Below are 18,864 nucleotides of genomic sequence, written 5' to 3' on the forward strand. Positions count from 1 at the left end.
AGGCACCTACGGTTGTCGAGCAGAAGCCGGGTCAAGTCCCATCTTTCGCTCGGGACGCCGGGGCCTTCACGACGCCTGAGAACCCGGGCCCCGCGGGTCTAATCGCCTCTGCGTTCGTATTTCTGATTCGTGTCGAAAACGGAAGCGACGCAACTGGCTCCCGTCACTTTGCCGTGGCCATACCCGACCAGCAGGGTTATCGGATCCTTTTGCGGCGCGGGCAGCGAAAACTCACGAGTCAACTGATACTTCGCGCGCGCGTCGGGTGGGCAACTTCCCCCCGGGGTGTAATCCTGATTTTTCTCCAACAACCACGACCCGTTGGAGAAGACCAGCGGATCGGATTCACCGCCGCTCGGCTGATAGAAGTAGCTCATGCATCGGTCACCGGTGCGCAGGCAGAATGTGCGCACGACAAAGTCCGCTTCGAATACCCGCGACGCCGTCGTCAACGTCGCCGTCGAGTGATACGAGCCGTGTAATGCGTTGGCCGGCGATACTATTCGCGACGGCAGATGGGCCGGGTCCGGCAGCTGAGCGACATCGGTATCTCCCGTCCTGGTAAATGTGACATTGCCCTTCGCATAGCACTCCATCGAATTCTGGAGAAAGAAGTCACCCGACAGGGTGCCGTCGGGCTGCGGTTGGACGGAGATGATGCTCCACGCCTGGCCGTCGTGGTCGTTGCATTTGGCTGGTGCGGTCGTGACCATCAGCCAGCGCCCGTCGACGTAGTCGAATACCCGGTTGCCTTGCGGGTCATTGTCGTTGAGCGCGTTGGCCACACACCCGTTCGGCCCGCATGCCGACCGCAGATGCCAGGTTTCCTTTGACGGCATTCCACCTTGCGGAATTCCGGCGGCGTTCAACTGGGGCCCGAAATCGACTGCGAACGTTCCGGCGAACGCCGCCGGGTTGGCATGCGCGCCTCCGGTTTGGCCACCTGAGGCCGTGTCGCTGTGGCCGCCATGGCTGCGCAGAACGATCACGGCGACGACGGCCAGAACAGCCGCCATGGCACCGGCGGCGGCGAGAGCGGGGAGACGATTCTTCCGAGGCTTGGTCGGACCGGTTGCAACCGGCTCAGCGCGCACGCGCGGGGGCTGCATCGGTGGTCCGACTTGCGTGGCGGCGGCCTGCGGCTCGAAACGCTGTGCCTGCGCGGTGGGCAGCATCGAGTGCGGGCTGGTCATGGGGGTCGTGATGGCCGCCCGCGCCGCCTTACTCAGCTGATCGGCGTCCGCATACCGCTCGTTGGGATCCTTGGCCATGCCCTTGGCGATGACGTGGTCCAACGCCTCTGGCACGCCGTGCCGCAACGTCGACGGCCGCGGTGGCGGGGTCCACATATGCGCGGAGGCCAGGTGCTCGAAAGTGTCGCCCGGATAAGGTGCTCGGCCGGTCAGGCACTCGTGGAGTACGCACGTCAGGGCGTATACGTCCGAACGCGGGTCGACTGTTCCGCTGGTGATTCGCTCAGGCGCCATGTATGCCCAGGTGCCGATGGTGGTGCCGGTACTGGTCAGGCGCGACTCGCCGGCCGCGCGGGCGATACCGAAGTCGATCAGGTACGCGAAGTCGTTTTCGGCGATCAATATGTTGGACGGTTTGACGTCCCGGTGCACCAGCCCGATTCGGTGTGCCGCATTTAAAGCCGACGCAATCTGCTCGATGATCAGCACCGCCCGTGCCGGATCCAGCGGCCCTTCGGCGAGGATGCTCTGCAGATCCCGACCCTCGATCAGCCGCATGTCCACGTACAGTCGGCCGTCAATCTCGCCGAAGTAGTGAATCGGCACCACGTGTGGCTCGTTCAGCCCCGCCGCTGCGTGTGCCTCGCGGCGGAACCGTTGCTGAAAAACCTGATCATCCACCAGATGTGCCGGCAGCACCTTCACCGCCACGACCCGGTCAGTGTCGGTGTCATAGGCGCGCCAGACCTCGCCCATGCCGCCGCGGCCCAGCAGCTCGATCAACCGATAGCGGCCGAACGGCGTCCCCTCCACAACACCAACCTCCGCCAGCGGTCGTTCACGATGCCCCGAGGACCTAGAGTAAGCGCCGCCTCCCATGCGGCGCAGCAAATCCGGCCACCTCCGCGGCGGTCCGGTGCGAGGTTAATCCGGGCGCGGGTTCCCGGCGGTGAAGATCCGGTAGAAGTAGGTCAGATTGTCGGGTTCGCCGTAGTTGACGCGCTTGAACGCTTTGCTGATCGGGTTGGCGTGGCTGTCGGTGCCGGAATGGTAGACGGTGAGGGTGCCCAAATGCTGCGCGAGGCCGTCCGGGGTGTCCACCCACTCATAGCCCGCGTTGCGGACCATCACTTCGCCCAGATAGCAGCCGAACACGAAAATCGTCTCGGCCATCAGATCGGATCCGGGTTCGCGGAACGCGTCCAAAATCGCGTCCACGACCAGCAGCGAATCGGGGCTGTAGTCGAGTTCGACGCCGGACACGTCGCGGGCGGCATCGGCGGCGCGGCGCGCCAGGTCGGGGGCGGTGGCGGGAGAGGGCGTCGCCGGCAGCGCCAGCGCGCGCCCGGCGTAGGGAGGTCCGGCACCGGCCGGCGAGACGACCGGTGCGGGATCGCTTGTCGCGCGGGGGATCGGCTCGAGCGCGGCGGGTTCACTCTCCGGGCCGGACTTGTCACGTCGGGAGAACCAGCCCATCTCGATGCCTTCTGCCTGTGTCGTCGGTCGCCTGGGGTTCAGGATACGGGCGAGGCGATCGGTCTCACGCAAGGGACTGCGGCGGAAGGGGATGACCGCCGCCGTGCCCGTGGCGGTCGTGGTGCCCGCCGAAATCGCCGCGGCCCGCGCGGCCGTGTGCGCTGGCCCATGGGCCTCTATGCGGTACCCCCTACCGTATAGCGCCGAGACGGGTCGGGCAAGCCCCCGCCCGTATTAATACCGTGTGGGGTATGCATTTATTAATACGGCACAGGGCATTTCGTCCTCTTCTGACCTGCTGAGGTGTGTGATCGGGCGGTCGATGTTGCGATGGGCGCGCAGCGGGGTGTACGGTGCGAATACCTATACCCCTACCGGTATATTCCGACGGCGGCGAGCGCGATCCTCCGCCGGCCGTGCGGGTGTGGGCGCAATCGGGGCGCTGAAATGCGGCGTCCCGCAGCTACCGCGAGATGCGAGTGAGGAAATGCCGACTTTGACCCTTCTCAAGAGGACCTGGGTGCCGTTGGTTGTCGTGGTCGCAGTTCTCTTCGGTGGCATCGCGGTCGATCGACTGCGTGGCGTGTTCGGCTCCGAACCGATCTTCACCGCTACCGGCAGCGGTGCCGAACCGCTGGTGCAGTTCAATCGCAAGCGCGTGGTGTACGAGGTTTTCGGTCCCGCCGATACCGCAGGAAACGTGAGCTACCTCGACCAGAACGCGCACCCGGAGCAATCAGAATTCACCTCCTTGCCTTGGACTTTCGCGATATCCACCACTGTCTCTTCGGTGATCGCCAGCGTGGTGGTCCAAGGCGACAGCGACAGCATTGGCTGTCGCATCGTGGTCAATGGCGAGGTGCGGGAGCAGCGGTTCGCGACTGGGCACCACGCCCAAACATCTTGTTTGGTGAAAGCGGCATGAGTACCGATCAAGATTCCCGGCCGAAGTTCATGCGATTCGTCCGCCGTTTCGCCATACCGATCATCGTGGCGTGGCTGCTTGTCACCGTCGCCGTCAATCTGCTTGTGCCACCGATCGAATCGGTCGCCAGAACTCACGCCGTCACGATGTCACCGCAGGATGCGCCGGCAATGATCGCCGCCAAACGCATCGGCGCGACGTATCACGAGTCCGACTCCGACAGTCTGGCCATGGTTGTGCTGGAGGGCGATGGGCCGCTCGACGAGCGGGCGCGCCACTATTACGACGGCCTCGTTGACGCGCTTCGGAAAGATCCCGAACATGTGCAGCACGTCCATGACGTGTGGGCAGACCCGTTGACGGCCGCGGGTGTCCAAAGTCGGGACGGGAAAGCCGCGTACGTGCAACTGAACCTCGCGGGTAACCAGGGCAGCACGCTGGGCAACGAATCCGTCAAGGCGGTGCGCGACATCGTCCGCGGTTCGTCGCCGCCTAAGGGGCTCAAGGTGTACATCACCGGCCCCGCGGCGCTCACGACAGACATGAACGAGGCCGCCGACAAGAGCATGCTCACGATGATGGGGGTGACGGGGCTGGTCATCATGATCATGCTGTTCATCACCTATCGTTCCGTCAGCACGATGCTGCTGGTTCTCGCCATGGTCGGTTTGGAGATGGGCACAGCCAGAGGCGTCATCGCGCTGCTCGGAAATTACAACCTGTTGGGGTTCTCGACATTCGTCGTGGCCATGGTGTCTTCGCTGGCCATCGCGGCGGGAACCGATTACGCGATATTCCTCATCGGGCGCTATCAGGAGGCGCGAGCGGCCGGAGAAGACCCGGAAGCCGCGTACTACACAATGTTTCGCGGCACGCTGCACATCATTTTGGGCTCCGGCCTGACGATCGCCGGCGCCACATTCTGCCTGCACCTGGCACGGCTGTCGTACTTCAAAGCGCTGGGCATTCCCTCCGCCCTCGGATTGCTCGTCGTCGTCGCGGGTGCGCTCACCGCCGCTCCCGCAATCGTCGCTGTCGCAAGCCGGTTCGGCCTGCTTGACTCCAAGCGCGCGGTCAAGGTTCGTGGCTGGCGACGTATCGGCACCGCTACCGTCCGCTGGCCGGGTGCGGTGTTGGCGGCTTCGTTGGCGATCGCGCTCCTGGGCATACTCGTGATGCCCAGCATGAAGATCAGTTTCAACGATCGCTTCTACATTCCCGCCGATCTGCCGTCGAACGTCGGGTATGCCGCCGCCGAGCGCCACTTCACCGCCGCCGCGATGAACCCGGACATCCTCATGGTCGAAAGCGACCACGATATGCGGAATCCCGGCGACATGATCGTGCTCGACAGAATTGCCAAAGACATCTTCCGCACCCCGGGCATCGCCATGGTGCAAAGCATCACGAGGCCCCTGGGCGGCCCGGTGGAACACACATCAATCCCGTTCCAGATCAGCGCGCAGTCGATTCCCATTAGGGAGAACCTGCAATTCATGAGGGATCGGTCTGCCGACTTGCTCAAAATGAGCGACGACCTCGGTGCCATGATCGGCTCGATGGAACGGATGCAGAGCCTGTTGAGTCAGATGAGCAGGTCGACCCATCGCACGCTCGCCGACATGAACGAAATGAAAGGCTCGCTCGACCAGATCAGAGACCACCTGGCGGACTTCGACGATTTCGCCAGACCGGTTCGGAATTATCTCTACTGGGAGCAACATTGCTTCGACATACCCGTCTGTTCGGCGACACGCTCGCTGTTCGAATCGATCGACGGCATCGACAAGTTCAGCACGGACATGACGGCGCTTCTGAAAGATATGCAAGATATCGATGCCGTGCTGCCCCAGATGCTGCAGCAGTTCCCTCCCATCATCGCGGTCTCCAAGTCCATGCGGGGCAGCTTGCTCACCATGCACAGCACCTTCTCGGGTCTTGTCGATCAGATTGCCCGCATGACAGACACGGCAAGCGCCATGGGGGAGGCGTTCGACTCCGCCAAGAGTGGGGACTACTTCTATCTGCCGCCGGAAGCGTTTGAGAACCCCGACTTTCAACGCGGCCTGAAATTGTTCCTGTCGCCCGACGGCAAAGCCGCTCGCTTCATCGTCACCCACGACGCAGACCCCGCAACTCCCGCAGGCATAGCCTCGGTCATACCGGCGCTGAACGCAGCCCATCAGGCCGTCAAAGGCACCAGCCTGACCGGTGCAAAGTTCTACCTTGCCGGTACGGCCGCGATTTACCGCGACATACAGGCAGGGTCGAAGTACGACCTGCTGATCGTCGGAACCGCGGCTCTCACATTGATTTTCATCGTCATGGTCATCATCACCCGGGCTGTGGTCGCCTCCTTCGCGATCGTCGGCACGGTGCTGCTGAGCCTCGGCGCGGCGTTCGGGCTGTCCGTGCTGGTCTGGCAGCATATATTCGGACTCGAGTTGAACTGGATCGCACCGGTTTTCGGATTGATCATCCTGCTGGCCGTCGGGTCCGATTACAACCTGCTGCTGGTGTCCCGGTTCCAAGAGGAAAAGGGCGCGGGCTTGAAGACCGGCATCATCCGCTCGATGGGAAGCACGGGCGGCGTCGTCACCGCGGCCGGCCTGGTGTTCGCCTTCACCATGATGTCCATGGTCGCCAGCGATCTCCGCTCGATCGGCCAAGCCGGCAGCACGATTGGTCTGGGCCTGCTGTTCGACACCCTGATCGTGCGTTCACTCATGACACCGTCGATCGCCGCCCTGCTCGGCCGCTGGTTCTGGTGGCCGCAACGGCTGCGGCCACGGCCCGCCCGCCGCCGGGAAGGGGTCAATGTGACCGCGCCGAACTGCACAGAATTTGCAGTCAGCGCGCCACAGGTGACGCGGGTGCAGCACCGAGTGGACGCACTGCAATACCCCCGGGGGTAGGATAGCGATCAACAACACTCAGGAGGACCGATGATCGACGACACCGACCGCATGAATGCGGTGCTCGCCAGATTGCGGCGGGCCCAAGGCCAACTGGCCGGCGTCATCGCGATGATCGAGCAAGGCCGTGACTGCAAGGACGTAGTCACTCAGCTGGCGGCGGTATCGCGGGCGCTCGATCGTGCCGGGTTCAAGATCGTCGCGGCCGGAATGCGGAACTGCATCACGGACGCCGGTTCCGGCGCCACATCCAGCCTGACCGAGGACGAGCTGGAGAAGCTGTTTCTGTCGTTGGCGTGAGCCCGCGTGTCTCCCGTAAATCCGGCTGCGTCGCAACTAAGCTCCCTGGGATCACGAGGAGGGGCAGCGACGTATCGGCAGCAAATTTGGCGCCGGACGACACGGTGGCGCGCTAACAGCGAGCACTGAGCCGGGCGGGACGGACACCGCGCCGGCGCCTTCTGCTAGGCGGCGATGGGTGGCTCCGGTGCGCCGCGTCGGCCGGTTCGCGCGTTGGGACCGCCCCACGCGGCGCGACGGCATTCCCGCGCTGGACGGCATCCGCGCGATTGCTGTCGCGCTCGTGCTCGTCGGGCACGGCGGCATCCCCGGCGTCAGCGGCGGCTTTATCGGCGTCGACATCTTCTTCGTCCTCAGCGGATTTCTGATCACCTCACTGCTGCTCGACGAGCTGGGCCGGGCCGGTCGCATCGAACTGACCGGTTTCTGGATTCGCCGGGCCCGACGGCTGCTGCCCGCGCTGGTGCTGATGGTCCTCACCGTGGGCGCGGCCCGCGAACTGCTTCCGCAGCAATCCCTGAACGGACTGCGCGGCGACGCGCTCGCGGCCTTCATGTGGATGGCGAATTGGCGGTTCGTGGCGCAGAAGACGGACTACTTCACCCAGGGCGCCCCGCCCTCGCCGCTGCAGCACACCTGGTCGCTCGGGGTGGAAGAGCAGTACTACTTCATCTGGCCCGTCCTGCTGATCGGGGTGACCCTGCTGCTCGCGGCGCGGGCCAAACGCTACTTCCAAAAAGCCACCGTCGGCGGGGTCCGGCTCGCCACCTTCCTGATCGCCACGGCTGGCGCGCTGGGGTCGGCCGCGGCCGCGATCGTCCTCACCTCCGACGCCACCCGCGACCGCATCTACTTCGGCACCGACACCCGCGCGCAGGCATTGCTGACGGGCTCAGCGGCGGCCGCGCTGTTGGTTCGGGACTGGCAGGCGCTGAACCGCGGCTGGTGTCTGATCCGCACCCGCTGGGGACGCCGGGTCGCCCGTATCCTGCCGGTGTTCGGCCTGGCGGGACTCGCGGCGGCGGTGCACTTCGCCACGGGCAGCGCTCGGGAGTTCCGCCACGGCCTGCTGATCGGGGTGGCGGTCGCGGCCGTGCTGGTCATCGCGCCGGTGGCCATCGAGCAGCGCGGCCTGGTGGCCCGCGTCCTGGCGTGGCGCCCGCTGGTGGCGCTGGGCACCATTTCCTACGGCGTCTACCTGTGGCACTGGCCGATCTTCCTGGCGCTCAACGGCGAACGCACCGGCTGGTCCGGGCTCAGCCTGTTCGCGGCGCGCTGCGCCGTGACGGTGGCACTGGCCACCGCGTCGTGGTGGCTGATCGAGCAACCCATTCGGCGTTGGCGGCCCGCCCGGGTGCAGCTGCTGCCGCTGGCCGCGGCCACCGTGGCGTCGGCCGCCGCGGTCACCATCCTGGTTGTTCCGGTCGGCACCGGGACCGGCCTGCGCGAGGTCGGCCTGCCGCCCGGAGTGTCGGCCGTCGCGGCCGTCTCGCCGTCGCGCGTGCAGCCGGTGCCCCGACCCCGAGACCCCAACCGGCCCTTCACCGTGTCGGTATTCGGCGATTCCATCGGGTGGACGTGGATGCACTACCTACCGCCGACACCGGGATTCGCGTTCCTCGACCACACCGTCATCGGCTGCAGCCTGGTGCGCGGCACGCCGTACCGCTACATCGGCCAGACGCTGGAGCAGCGCGCCGAATGCGACACCTGGCCGGGCAGATGGTCGACGCAGATCAACCAGGACCAACCGGACGTCGCGCTGCTGATCATCGGCCGCTGGGAGACCGTGGACCGGGTGAATGAGGGCAAGTGGACCCACATCGGCGATCCGACGTTCGACGGCTACCTCAACGCCGAGCTGGAGCGGGCGCTGGACATCGTGAGCTCCACCGGCGTCCGCGTTGTCGTCGCCACCGTCCCCTACAGCCGCGGCGGCGAAAAGCCGGACGGGCGCCTGTATCCGGAGGACCAGCCGGACCGCGTCAATCAGTGGAACAGCATGCTGCGCAACACGATCAGCCACCATCCGAATGCCCAGGTTCTCGACCTGAACAAGAAGCTGTGCCCGGACGGCGTCTACACCGCCAAGGTGGACGGCATCAAGGTGCGCAGCGACGGCGTCCACCTCACGGCGGAAGGCGTGAAGTGGCTGACGCCGTGGCTCGAAGAGTCGCTGAGGTAGCGGTTAATCGCTTGTGCGGCAGCTGAGTTCCATGCTGTCGCTGTCCCGGACCAGGAAGTTGAAGCTGGCGTAGCCGTTGCCCGGGTCCCGGACGTGGTCCAGGTAGGGCTTCATGTCCGGCGCGCTGGCGTTGTCCGCGATCACCAGCACGCCCGCCGACAGCCGCGGTTCGAGCAGCTTGATCACCTGCAGGTACAGGTCTTTCCAGCCGTCGAGCAGCACGAAGTCGACCGGCCCGTCCAGGTCTGCCAGCGTGGACAGTGCGTCGCCCTCGAGGACGGTGATCACGTCGTCCAGTCCGACCTTGGCGAACGTCTGCTTCGCCGCCGCGATCTTGGTCTCGCTGAGCTCGGTGGTGACCACCCGGCCGGTCCCGTTGTCGCGGACCGCCGCCGCCAGATGGATCGCGGAGATGCCGAACGACATGCCGAATTCCACAATTGTCGCCGGGCGTGTCGCCCGCACCAACGAATAGAGCAGCTGACCGGACTCGGGGGTCACCGGGATGTAGAACTCGCTCATCGCCTCGGTGCGTTCCTGCGTGGTCATCGGCCGATTGAGCTGGCCGCCCTTGTCGCGCAACCGCGACATCTGGTCCTTCGATTCGGCGTACATCCGGTCGAGCTCGGTCGCAACCCTGGGTTCCTGCAGTGTGTTGGCCATGCCTGAAAGCGTAGGCCTCGCCGAAACACGTTTGACGCGCAACAGGTCGCGGTGCCACCATGGGGAACTGCAAGCACCTCGGTAGGTGAGGCGTCTGCATGGACACAGGCCACTGACCCCGAACGTCGAGAGACGCCCCGGGTCAGGACAGCTCTTCCCGGACCCAAGGGTTGAGCCCAAGTGGCTTCCGGAGTTACGGACCCCGGATACGCCGTGCAGTGCCGAAGCTCCGACGAGAGGGGTGCGGCGCCGGCGGATTTGCCGCGGCGCTCTACCCTTTTCGCCCAGGTGAATGTGGTGACACCCGCGTGTGTCCTGGCCGAGAGGAGGTGAGGGCGAGATGAGCGATATCAGTCCGGGCGATAGTCCCTATCCGAAATCCATCTTGTTCCGATCCGGTTCCGGCATTCCCGCATTCACCTGAACTTTCTTTCGAAACTTCCGGTTACACGCGCGCAATATGCGGGTGCTATTCAATGCTGAATGCCACGAGCCGATCGCCTTCAGACAGGAAAAGATCATGGCTTTTGTTGTTACGCATCGAGTTAGCACAACGGGTCGGCGGCTGGCCACCAGGCTGCGCGGTCGGCGCCCGACGACTCCGCAGGAGCGGGCAAACCTGTACGTCTCGCGGATGCCGATCGCGGTGATCACCGCCTCGCTGGGCGGGCACCCGTCCGACTCCGGCAGCCGTCACCGCTAAGCCGACTGCCCAGGCAGCGAGAATTCGATGGCTTCGATATCCACGCAGTTCCGCGGGGGCCGTCGCAATGCGCTGGGCGGTCGGGGCGCGGACGCCCCGACGGTGACCGCCGACGTTTCCGAAAAGGCGGATCCGGTCACCGGCGACATCGTCGGGGCGTTCGGGCGCATCGGGCGGCATGGCGCAGGCGCCGTCAGCGGTCGCTGGCGCCGGCTGCGCACCCTGCTGGTCATAACGGGCCCAGGCCTGATCGTGATGGTCGGTGACAACGACGCCGGTGGCGTCGCCACCTACGCGCAGGCCGGGCAGAACTACGGGATGACGCTGCTGTGGACGCTGGCGCTGATGATCCCGGTGTTGTACGTCAACCAGGAGATGGTGCTGCGGCTCGGTGCGGTTGCCCGCGTCGGGCATGCGCGGCTGATATTCGAGCGCTTCGGCAAGTTCTGGGGAACCTTCAGCATCGCCGATCTGCTGCTGCTCAACGCGCTGACGATCGTCACCGAATTCATCGGCGTGGCAATGGCACTCGGATTCCTGGGCTGCCCCAAGGTGGTCGCGATCCCGGCCGCCGCGGTGTTGTTGTTCGCCGTGGTGGCCGGCGGCTCGTTCCGGCGCTGGGAAGCGTTGATGTTCGTGCTGATCGCGGTGAACGTGCTACTGATCCCGTTGGTGTTCCTGGTGCACCCGACCTTCAAGGGCATCGCGAGCGGACTGATTCCGCAGTCGCCCGGCGGGTTGGATTCCACTGTGCTGCTGCTGATTGTCGCGCTGGTGGGCACCACGGTGGCACCGTGGCAATTGTTCTTCCAGCAGTCCAATGTCGTGGACAAGCGCATCACCACGCGTTGGATCCCCTATGCGCGAGCCGATTTGATCATCGGGATCGTCGCCGTCATCGCCGGCGCCACCGCGCTGATGGCCGTGACCGCCTTCGGACTGGCCGGCACCGAGGACGTCGGCAACTTCGTCGACGCGGGGGCGGTCGCGTCCGCGTTGTCGACGCACCTGGGCAGCACGGGGGGCGTGCTGTTCGCGATCATCCTGCTGGATGCGTCGCTGATCGGCGCCAACGCCATCGGGCTGGCCACCAGTTACGCCGTCGGCGACGCGATCGGCAAGCGGCATTCGCTGCACTGGAAGGTCAGCGAGGCCCCCATGTTCTATGGCGGCTATGCCCTGCTGCTCGCGGTGTCGGCCGCGATCGCGTTCAGCCCGGACCACGTCCTGGGCCTGGTCACCCAGGGCGTCCAGGTGCTCGCCGGCATCCTGCTGCCGTCGGCGACGGTGTTCCTGGTCCTGCTCTGCAACGACCGTGCGGTGCTGGGCCCCTGGGCAAACACGGTGCGGCAGAACCTCATCGCGTGGACGACGGTGTGGTCACTGCTGCTGGTGTCGCTGGCGCTGACGGTGACGACGCTGTTCCAGCACCTGTCCACCGCGGCGATCGAACGCGGGCTTGCGATCGGTGCGGTAGTCGGCCTCGTCGTCGGCGTCGTTGCGATCGCCGCGGGCCGACGGCACAGCGACATCCGCGACGCGGAAGCGATCGTGCAGGCGCTGGGCGGCAACCTGGATCCCGAAGAGATCGACGAACTCGACGACACCCCGCTGCTCACGCGTGCCGAACGGCGTGCCGTCCGCGCGCAGGACCGGGAGAACTGGCGCACTCCCGACCTGGGGACCCTGACCCGTCCGGCCATGTCGACCGCCCGCCGGGTGGGGCTGGTGACCTTGCGCGGCTACCTCCTGGTCGCCGTCGTGCTGGTCGTCGTCAAGATGGTCGAGAGCGGCCTGGGTTAGCGCGAGGGTATGGGCAACTTCAATGTTGCGCGAAAGCGCTGGCACACAGCCGGTTCGGCGGGTTCGGCGGCGGCCCTTGCCTTGCAAAAGGTGCGCATCGGTGACGTGTCGCTCTACGAAAGGGACGGTAACCCGCGGCGCACCCGGGCTGGTTGACCCTGGGGCCGACGGCGATGACCGCGCTGCAAAGCGTGGAGGTCGCGGAATCATTCGTCGAATTGCGACGGCCGTGGGCGTTGCACACGTTTCGCCGCGATCAATATCCGGCGCCGCCTCCGCAGACACCGGAACAGTTCTGCTTGGCGGCCCGCGCGCCGCGCTGACGCGAAACCGGCTCGTTTCGTGTATCCGGCGGTCGGCCGCTCACCCTTGAGGTAGCAGCACGATCTTGCCGTGCGTGTGGCGTCGCTCGAGTTCTTCGAAGGCGTCGGCGACCCGGTCGAGCGGATAGGTGGCGGCGACGTCGAAGTCGACGGCGCCGTCGGCCACCAGGTTGGCGACCTCGGTCAGCACTTCCGGGGTCGAGGCCTCGGCGCTGCCTTCGGTCTTGGCGCCGACCTCGACGGCCTTCTGGAACGAGATGATCGTGTCGATGCGGTCGGGGGGCACCCCGAGGTCGACGGCCAGTTGCACGTACTCCGGGCCGAACAGGTCGATGAACGCGTCGATCCCGTCCGGTGCCGCCGCGCGCAGCCGGTCGGCCAGCCCGTCGCCGTGGGCGACCGGGGTGACGCCGTGGGCGCGCAGCCAGTCGGCGTTGCCGGGCCCGGCGATGCCCAGCACCACCGCCTTGCGCAGGACCAACAGCTGCACGGCGATGCTGCCGACGCCGCCCGCGGCCGCCGACACGGCGACCGTCTCGCCCGGCTGGGGCGCCACCGCACGGACCGCCGCGTACGCCGTCGCACCTACCACGTACAGCGAGCCCGCCACCTCCCAGCTCAATTGCGGCGGTTTGCGAATCAGTTGGTTCACCGCGACGGCCGTGTGGGTGGCGTGGCTGGAACGCCGGAAGCTGAAGCCCAGAACCTCGTCGCCGACGGCGAACTCGGTGACACCGGGCCCCACCGCAGTGACAACGCCGGCGAGGTCGCTGCCTTCGCCGGACGGGAACGTGGCGGGGAAGATGTCATGCAACGCTCCGCTTCGGATGCCGGCCTCGCCGGGGTTGATTCCGGCGGCGCGGACCTCCACCACCACCTCGCCCGCCGCCGGTGTCGGCATCTCGATGTCGGCCACATACAACACCTCGCGCCCCCCGTAGTGGTCGAACCGTACAGCGCGTGCTCCAGCGGCCGTCATAGTGAACTCCCCTCCCCGGGACCCCGGTTTTCTTGCTGTGTCGAGGCTATGAAAGTGCCCAACACCTGGAGCGTTGCCCTTGTTCCCGCTCGGCATTGCCAGTAGCGTCAGGCGCCGCGGCACACTGGTGTACGGGGTGGAAGGAATGCCCATGGAGCTGTCTGGCAGAACTATCGCGGGCTGGGCCGTGATCGGCTTGGTGGTGGGCGCCGCGACCACGGGTTGTGGCCCCGGCGAGAGCAGGGGAACGCTGCCGCCCGCCGGCCCGAGCACGTCGGTGGGCCCGCCGTACCCACCGGTCGGCGACTACCGGAATTTGCTGATCCAGGCCAGCGACATCGGTGAGGACTTCACCGGCTCCGAGCCGACGCAGAATCCCAATGGCGCCCCGGGCGTCGCGCAACTGTTCACCAACGCGGACAACAGCCGCCGCATCGGCGACACCATCCTTCTGGTCAACGAGCCGAAGACGGCTGCGGAGGGCCTCAAGAATACCCAGAACAACTACGGCGCCAAGGTCACCGGCACGTGGCAGCCCGTCGACGTCGGCACTGCCGGCGCGATCATTACCGGTATGGCGCCGGACAATTCGCAGGCGGTGACGGTGCTGTTGTTCACGGAGGGCAAGGCGCTGGTGAACCTGGAATTCGACACCGCGCCGGACGCTCCGACGGACCCCGAGTTCGCAAAGGATGTCGGCCGCAAGCAGGACGCGGTGATCAAGGCCAATCTGCCCAACTAGCGGCGATCACGTTCGGCGTAGCGGAGGAAGCCGGGCCCCTGCAGGCCGCGAGACTTAAACTGCTGCACCATTACTCGGCGTGTCGTCGCCGACGTTTAAGTGTCGCGGGTCCATTCGAGCTGAAGGAGTTCATCGCGCTCGACCTGCCCTTGCTAGATCAGGCCCAGCAACCGCAGGTCCGCGACGTACTTGTCGATCAGGGTCGCTGAAAGCTGCGGAATGTCATTGTCCGCACCGATTTTCGCTTCCCGCACAGCGGAGCGGAACACCTCGGTGGGAGCCGGAGCGCCATCCAGCGGCTGCTGTGGTTTCCGGTAGAAGTCCAGCAGCGGCAGCACCGAGTGCGCACGTTGCCCTTCCGGCAGCGCGCGCAGCGCGGTCTCGAAACGCCCCACCCATTCGTCGTAGTCGTCGATCCGTCGGATGCCATGGCCAGCGTCGATCAGCCAGTCCACGAACACATCCAGCGATACGCCATCGTGGTGCGGATTCATCACGTCGAAGGAATGATAGCCGCCCGAGAGCTCGGAATTGCCTGCGGCCATTGCCGATTGCTCACCCAGCGTGGTGATCGATTCGGCCACGAAGTCGGCGGGCAGGCCGTCGTAGTGCGCCCGTGCCCGAACGCCCCCGGGGCTTTCGTAGAAGGACCACGGCGCCAGCCCGGTCACCAACAGGCTGAACAGCAGGCGGGTGAACGCGTCGGGCACGTTCAGCTGCCCCGCGTAGCGGCTGTGGGCCAGGATCATGTCGGACCGGAAGACCGCGACCGGCAGCGCGCACAGGTCGTGCGCCTCGCGCAGCAGCACTTCACCGGCCCATTTGCTGTTCGCGTAACCGTTGGCGTAGCCGTCGTCGACGGCGCGGACCGGGCTGACCACGCGGATGTCGCCATCTTCGGCGAAGGCGCCGGCTTGGACGGACATGGCCACCGCCACCGTGGACAGATAGGTGACGGGCTTGATGCGGGTGGTGATGGCCAGTCGGATCACCTCCGCGGTACCCACCACGTTAGGTCCGAACAGCTGGTCGTAGGGCAGGACGTGGTTGACCAGCGCGGCGGGGTGCACGATCAGGTCCACGCTGTCGGCCAATCGTTCCCACGTCGCTTGATCCAGGCCAAGATTCGGGTCGGCGATATCGCCGGCGAGGACCTCGAGGTGGCCCGCGGACAGCGTCCGGAACCGCTCCAGCAACTCGGGGTCGCCGCTGCGGAAAGCGTCCTCAAGCCGGCGTGAAGCCGCGCCGGCATCCGTCCCGCGCACGATGCAGACGAGGCGGCCGCCCGTTTCGGACAGGCGCTGCAGCCATTCCAGGCACAGGAAGCGTCCGAGGTAGCCGTTGGCGCCGGTCAGCAGGACCGTCCGCGGCGTGCCGGTGGCGTGCGGCAGCGCCCCCGCAGTGGTCAGGGTGGCGGCGTCGACGAACTTGTCCAGCGTCAGGTCGGCGGCGCGCGCCTCGGTCGCGCCGGGCCCGTGCACCCTCGAGAAGGTGGGCCGCTGGGAGCCCGACGAACGTTCCACCTCAACGTATTTCGCGATCTGCCGTAAATTCGCGGCCGGGCCGATGATCTGCCCCACCGGCACCTCGACGTCGAAGATGTCGCGAAGCAGGTTGGAGAAGCTCAACGCGGACAGCGAGTCGCCGCCGAGGTCGAGGAAATGTTGATCCGGCTGGGGCGGGCCGCCGGCCAGGCCCAGCAGCGCTTCGGCCGCACGGGACAGGGTGTCGATGACCGGCCGGTCCGCCACCCCCTCCCGCAGCGTCCGCAATTCGGTGACCCGGTTGGCCGCCAGCTCGGTGTACAGCTGCTCGAGCCGTTCGCCGTAGTGCTCCTTGAGCTTTGGCCGCAGCAGCTTGCCCACCCCCGACAGCAGGCCGTTGTCCTCGCTGAACGGCACCGACTCGATGAGGAACTCGGCCGGCACCTCGTAGGTCTGCAGCTCGGCGAGTTTGGCTGTCTGGCGCAGGGATTCGCGCAGGGCGACCTTCAGCTGGTCCGAATCGGCGAACCGGCGCAGCGCGTCGGCGGTCGGCACAACGACGGCCAGCAGATTGGGGCGTTCGCTGTTGCCGTAGACGAAGATCTGCCGCACCAGCGCCGCGCTGGCGAACACGGCCTCCAGCCGGGCGACGGCGACGAACTCGCCCTGCGACAGCTTCAGCACGTTGTTGCGTCGGTCGACGTAGACGAGCCGGTCCGGCCCCAGTTCGGCCATCACGTCGCCGGTCCGGTAGTAGCCGTCGGCGTCAAAGGCGGCGGCGGTGACGTCGGCTCGCTTGAAATATCCTGGCGTCGCCGTCTGCGACCTCACCAGCAGCTCACCCCGCGGGTAGGGCTTGTCGGTGCGGTAGTAGCCCAGCTCCGGGACGTCGACCAGCTTGTAGTCGATCACCGGGGGCTTGGTCACCACGCCGTCCTTGGTCACCATGCCGACCTCGGTCAGGCCGTAGCCGTCCAGCACGTGTACGTCCAGACACGTTTCGACGAAAGCCTTCATCTCGCCCGCGAGCGGCGCGGTGCCGCAGAAGCTGGTCAGGATGCGACCGCCAAGGACCTGATCGCGCAACTCGGTGCGCGCGTCCACCTCGGCGTCCGCGCTATCGCGACCCTGGGCGACCAGCCGGTCAACGGCGCTCTGGTAGCGCTGGTACAGCATCTCGGCCACCCGCGGCACCAGGCCCATCTCGGTGGGGCGCACCAGGTTCCAGTCCTCGAACAACGTCGACAGGTCGCTCTCGGGCACGAAGTAACTGGTGCCGCCGGCCTGGAACGCCGTCGCCAGCGGTATGCGGCCACCGAGGTGGTTGAGCGGCATGAAGTTCACGTTGAGCACCGGGATGTGTTCCCAGGCGGGCCACAGCTGGTTGGTCCAGATCCGGGTCACCATCCGCTCGGTGTACATGGCGCCCTTCGGCAAACCCGTGCTGCCGGAGGTGTACATGATCATGGCCAGCCGCTCGTCGGTGTCGCCGGTGTAGGCCGGCTCGGGCGGTAACGCGCGCCCGCGCTCGATGACGTCGTCGAGGACCTCGATCGTCACCGACAGGCCGGCTTCCGCCAGCCTGGTCCGCGCCCGCGCCAGGCTCTCCCGATGGTCGTCGACCCGTGGCTGGTAGTCGAAAACCACCAGGCGTCGCAGCGAAGTGCTGCCCAGAGCGGCCTCGACGGCCAGGTCGAGATACCCGGCGCCCGCGGCGAGGATCCGCGGCTCGACCTCCTCGACGATGGGCGCCAGCCGCGACGCCGTGGCGTTGTGTTGCAGCGGCACCGCGACCAGGCCCAGATACCCGCACACCAGATCGAGGGTCAGGTAATCGGCGCTGGCGAATCCGACCGTGGCCAGGAAGTCGCCGGCCGCCACGGGGTTCTGCGCGTCCTGCCGCCACGCGGCCGCGACCGCGCGCACGTTGTCCCACAGGTCGCGGTAGGTGATGGTATCGAAGCTGGGCCGTAGCTGCGCGGTGGTGCGTCCGGTCGCCGGGTCGGCCGTCAGGGTGCGGGCTCGCCAGCCCAGCGCGGGGCGGTCGGCGTAGCCCTGCACCAGGGCCTCAAGGACCTGCGGCAGCCGCAGGCCGGGCCGGCGCGCCGCCTCTCGGATCGCGGGGTCGGGCGTCGCGTCGCGGAACTGCTCATCGTCGGCCTGTAGCTGCTGGACATCCGCCATGGTCTGGCCTCCCGCTAGAGATCACTCCCTAGCGCCAACCCGCCGCCCGCCGCGACTCTTCCGTCCCGGGGTGTGACCGTCGCCACACGCGGCGAGCTACGGCGTCAGGCCACCACGTCGATGGGGTCGCCGAGGCTCACCGTGTTGAAGTACCAGGCGGCGTTGTCCGGGCTGAGATTGATGCAGCCGTGGCTGACGTTCGCGTAGCCCTGCGAGTCCACCGACCACGGCGCCGAATGCACGTAGACGCCGCTCCAGGTGACGCGGACCGCGTACTGGGCGGTGATCTTGTACCCGTCGGGTGAATTCAGCGGTATGCCGATAGTCCGCGAGTCCATCACCACGGTGCGCTCCTTGGACAACGCGGTGAAGTTGCCGATCGGCGTCGGGCGGCTGGGCTTGCCCAGCGACGCCGGCATGGTCTTCAGGATCTCGCCGTTTCGGCTGACAGTGAAGGTGTGCGCGGAGACGCTGGCGACTCCCAGCAGCTCATCGCCGGTTTCGAACCCCGTCCCCAGGCCCTGGACCTCGACCGAGACCCGGGTATGGGCGGGCCAGTAGTGGCTCGGAACCCACTGCACGACGTTGTTCTCGACCCAGTCGAAATGTCCGGTCATGTGGCCCGGGGAGAGGACGCGGATGGAACGCTCGGCGGCCGCGCGGTCCGCGACCGGCGCGTCGAATGTGACGACGACGGGATGTGCGACACCCACCACCGCGCCGTTGGCTGGCAAAACCGACGCGACGCCGGGGACCGGCGCGGGCTGCGGAACCGCGGCCACGCCGCGGGTGACCGATCCCGCCAGGCACGTTGCGGAGATTGCGACCATAACGAATAGATAACGAACCGCTCGACGCATGGCGTCCACCCTCCGCGATGGTGCGATCAACACAACGGCATTCTAGTCGGCTCTATCGGGTCGGTGTCTGCAGCAAACTTTGGTGTTGTCGCCCAGCCGCCATGTTAGCGGCCCTTTGCGGCCGGGCGA

At 66.5% G+C, this 18,864-nt stretch carries 13 protein-coding genes and 1 riboswitch; of the genes, 7 read left to right on the forward strand and 6 right to left on the reverse strand.

The genetic code is table 11. The features are described from left to right. Positions 1-98: 98 nt before the first annotated feature. Together AC5Y5V_RS02680 and AC5Y5V_RS02685 are read right to left on the reverse strand one after the other, a co-directional pair. Positions 99-2,006, reverse strand: a complete 1,908-nt coding sequence (locus AC5Y5V_RS02680; RefSeq protein ID WP_499931033.1) for a serine/threonine-protein kinase — start codon at positions 2,004-2,006, stop codon at positions 99-101. A gap of 111 nt (positions 2,007-2,117) precedes the next feature. Further along, positions 2,118-2,669 carry a hypothetical protein gene (locus tag AC5Y5V_RS02685; protein WP_499931034.1) on the reverse strand — a complete coding sequence of 184 codons (552 nt, stop codon included), beginning with the start codon at positions 2,667-2,669 and terminating at the stop codon, positions 2,118-2,120. A 487-nt stretch (positions 2,670-3,156) separates the two neighbouring features. On the opposite strand from AC5Y5V_RS02685, the gene AC5Y5V_RS02690 reads away from it, so the two are divergent. The 4 genes from AC5Y5V_RS02690 to AC5Y5V_RS02705 all read left to right on the forward strand — a co-directional run bounded on the left by AC5Y5V_RS02690 (position 3,157) and on the right by AC5Y5V_RS02705 (position 8,994). Beyond that, positions 3,157-3,594: an MmpS family transport accessory protein gene (locus tag AC5Y5V_RS02690; RefSeq protein WP_499931035.1), complete on the forward strand. Its 438-nt coding sequence runs from the start codon at positions 3,157-3,159 to the stop codon at positions 3,592-3,594. Positions 3,595-3,623: 29 nt separating this feature from the next. Further along, entirely contained in the window at positions 3,624-6,509 is a 2,886-nt protein-coding gene (locus AC5Y5V_RS02695) for an MMPL/RND family transporter (RefSeq protein WP_499931108.1), read from the forward strand. A gap of 30 nt (positions 6,510-6,539) precedes the next feature. Beyond that, a complete protein-coding gene (locus AC5Y5V_RS02700) occupies positions 6,540-6,809 on the forward strand; it encodes a metal-sensitive transcriptional regulator (RefSeq protein ID WP_499931036.1) in 270 nt (89 codons plus the stop codon). A 187-nt stretch (positions 6,810-6,996) separates the two neighbouring features. Next, a complete protein-coding gene (locus tag AC5Y5V_RS02705) occupies positions 6,997-8,994 on the forward strand; it encodes an SGNH/GDSL hydrolase family protein (RefSeq protein WP_499931109.1) in 1,998 nt (665 codons plus the stop codon). 3 nt (positions 8,995-8,997) lie between these two features. Here the strand turns inward: AC5Y5V_RS02705 and AC5Y5V_RS02710 are convergent, their stop codons facing one another. Next, a complete protein-coding gene (locus AC5Y5V_RS02710) occupies positions 8,998-9,657 on the reverse strand; it encodes an O-methyltransferase (protein WP_499931037.1) in 660 nt (219 codons plus the stop codon). A 70-nt stretch (positions 9,658-9,727) separates the two neighbouring features. Further along, positions 9,728-9,905: riboswitch (M-box (ykoK) riboswitch) on the forward strand. 272 nt (positions 9,906-10,177) lie between these two features. Between AC5Y5V_RS02710 and AC5Y5V_RS02715 the strand changes: the two genes are divergently transcribed. Together AC5Y5V_RS02715 and AC5Y5V_RS02720 are read left to right on the forward strand one after the other, a co-directional pair. Then, a complete protein-coding gene (locus AC5Y5V_RS02715; RefSeq protein ID WP_499931038.1) occupies positions 10,178-10,360 on the forward strand; it encodes a hypothetical protein in 183 nt (60 codons plus the stop codon). Positions 10,361-10,387: 27 nt separating this feature from the next. Continuing rightward, entirely contained in the window at positions 10,388-12,163 is a 1,776-nt protein-coding gene (locus AC5Y5V_RS02720; protein ID WP_499931039.1) for an NRAMP family divalent metal transporter, read from the forward strand. A 363-nt stretch (positions 12,164-12,526) separates the two neighbouring features. Here AC5Y5V_RS02720 and AC5Y5V_RS02725 read toward each other — a convergent pair whose 3' ends face one another. Next, complete coding sequence (locus AC5Y5V_RS02725; protein WP_499931040.1) at positions 12,527-13,465, reverse strand: NADP-dependent oxidoreductase; 939 nt, start codon at positions 13,463-13,465, stop codon at positions 12,527-12,529. 151 nt (positions 13,466-13,616) lie between these two features. Between AC5Y5V_RS02725 and AC5Y5V_RS02730 the strand changes: the two genes are divergently transcribed. Further along, positions 13,617-14,207, forward strand: coding sequence for a hypothetical protein (locus AC5Y5V_RS02730; protein ID WP_499931041.1), 591 nt, complete (start codon positions 13,617-13,619; stop codon positions 14,205-14,207). Positions 14,208-14,359: 152 nt separating this feature from the next. Here the strand turns inward: AC5Y5V_RS02730 and car are convergent, their stop codons facing one another. Then, positions 14,360-17,875, reverse strand: coding sequence for a carboxylic acid reductase (gene car / locus AC5Y5V_RS02735; protein ID WP_499931042.1), 3,516 nt, complete (start codon positions 17,873-17,875; stop codon positions 14,360-14,362). Between the two features lie 104 nt (positions 17,876-17,979). Next, positions 17,980-18,735, reverse strand: coding sequence for a L,D-transpeptidase (locus AC5Y5V_RS02740; RefSeq protein WP_499931043.1), 756 nt, complete (start codon positions 18,733-18,735; stop codon positions 17,980-17,982). Positions 18,736-18,864 lie beyond the last annotated feature (129 nt).

The sequence above is a fragment of the Mycobacterium sp. NGS68 genome, assembly GCF_059812195.1.

Bases quoted from the DNA above. Each gene is read 5' to 3' on its own strand.
- AC5Y5V_RS02685 (WP_499931034.1), bottom strand. From the start codon at position 2,669: ATGGGCTGGTTCTCCCGACGTGACAAGTCCGGCCCGGAGAGTGAACCC.
- AC5Y5V_RS02690 (WP_499931035.1), top strand. From the start codon at position 3,157: ATGCCGACTTTGACCCTTCTCAAGAGGACCTGGGTGCCGTTGGTTGTC.
- AC5Y5V_RS02695 (WP_499931108.1), top strand. From the start codon at position 3,624: ATGCGATTCGTCCGCCGTTTCGCCATACCGATCATCGTGGCGTGGCTG.
- AC5Y5V_RS02700 (WP_499931036.1), top strand. From the start codon at position 6,540: ATGATCGACGACACCGACCGCATGAATGCGGTGCTCGCCAGATTGCGG.
- AC5Y5V_RS02710 (WP_499931037.1), bottom strand. From the start codon at position 9,657: ATGGCCAACACACTGCAGGAACCCAGGGTTGCGACCGAGCTCGACCGG.
- AC5Y5V_RS02715 (WP_499931038.1), top strand. From the start codon at position 10,178: ATGGCTTTTGTTGTTACGCATCGAGTTAGCACAACGGGTCGGCGGCTG.
- AC5Y5V_RS02720 (WP_499931039.1), top strand. From the start codon at position 10,388: ATGGCTTCGATATCCACGCAGTTCCGCGGGGGCCGTCGCAATGCGCTG.
- AC5Y5V_RS02725 (WP_499931040.1), bottom strand. From the start codon at position 13,465: ATGACGGCCGCTGGAGCACGCGCTGTACGGTTCGACCACTACGGGGGG.
- AC5Y5V_RS02730 (WP_499931041.1), top strand. From the start codon at position 13,617: ATGGAGCTGTCTGGCAGAACTATCGCGGGCTGGGCCGTGATCGGCTTG.
- car (WP_499931042.1), bottom strand. From the start codon at position 17,875: ATGGCGGATGTCCAGCAGCTACAGGCCGACGATGAGCAGTTCCGCGAC.
- AC5Y5V_RS02740 (WP_499931043.1), bottom strand. From the start codon at position 18,735: ATGCGTCGAGCGGTTCGTTATCTATTCGTTATGGTCGCAATCTCCGCA.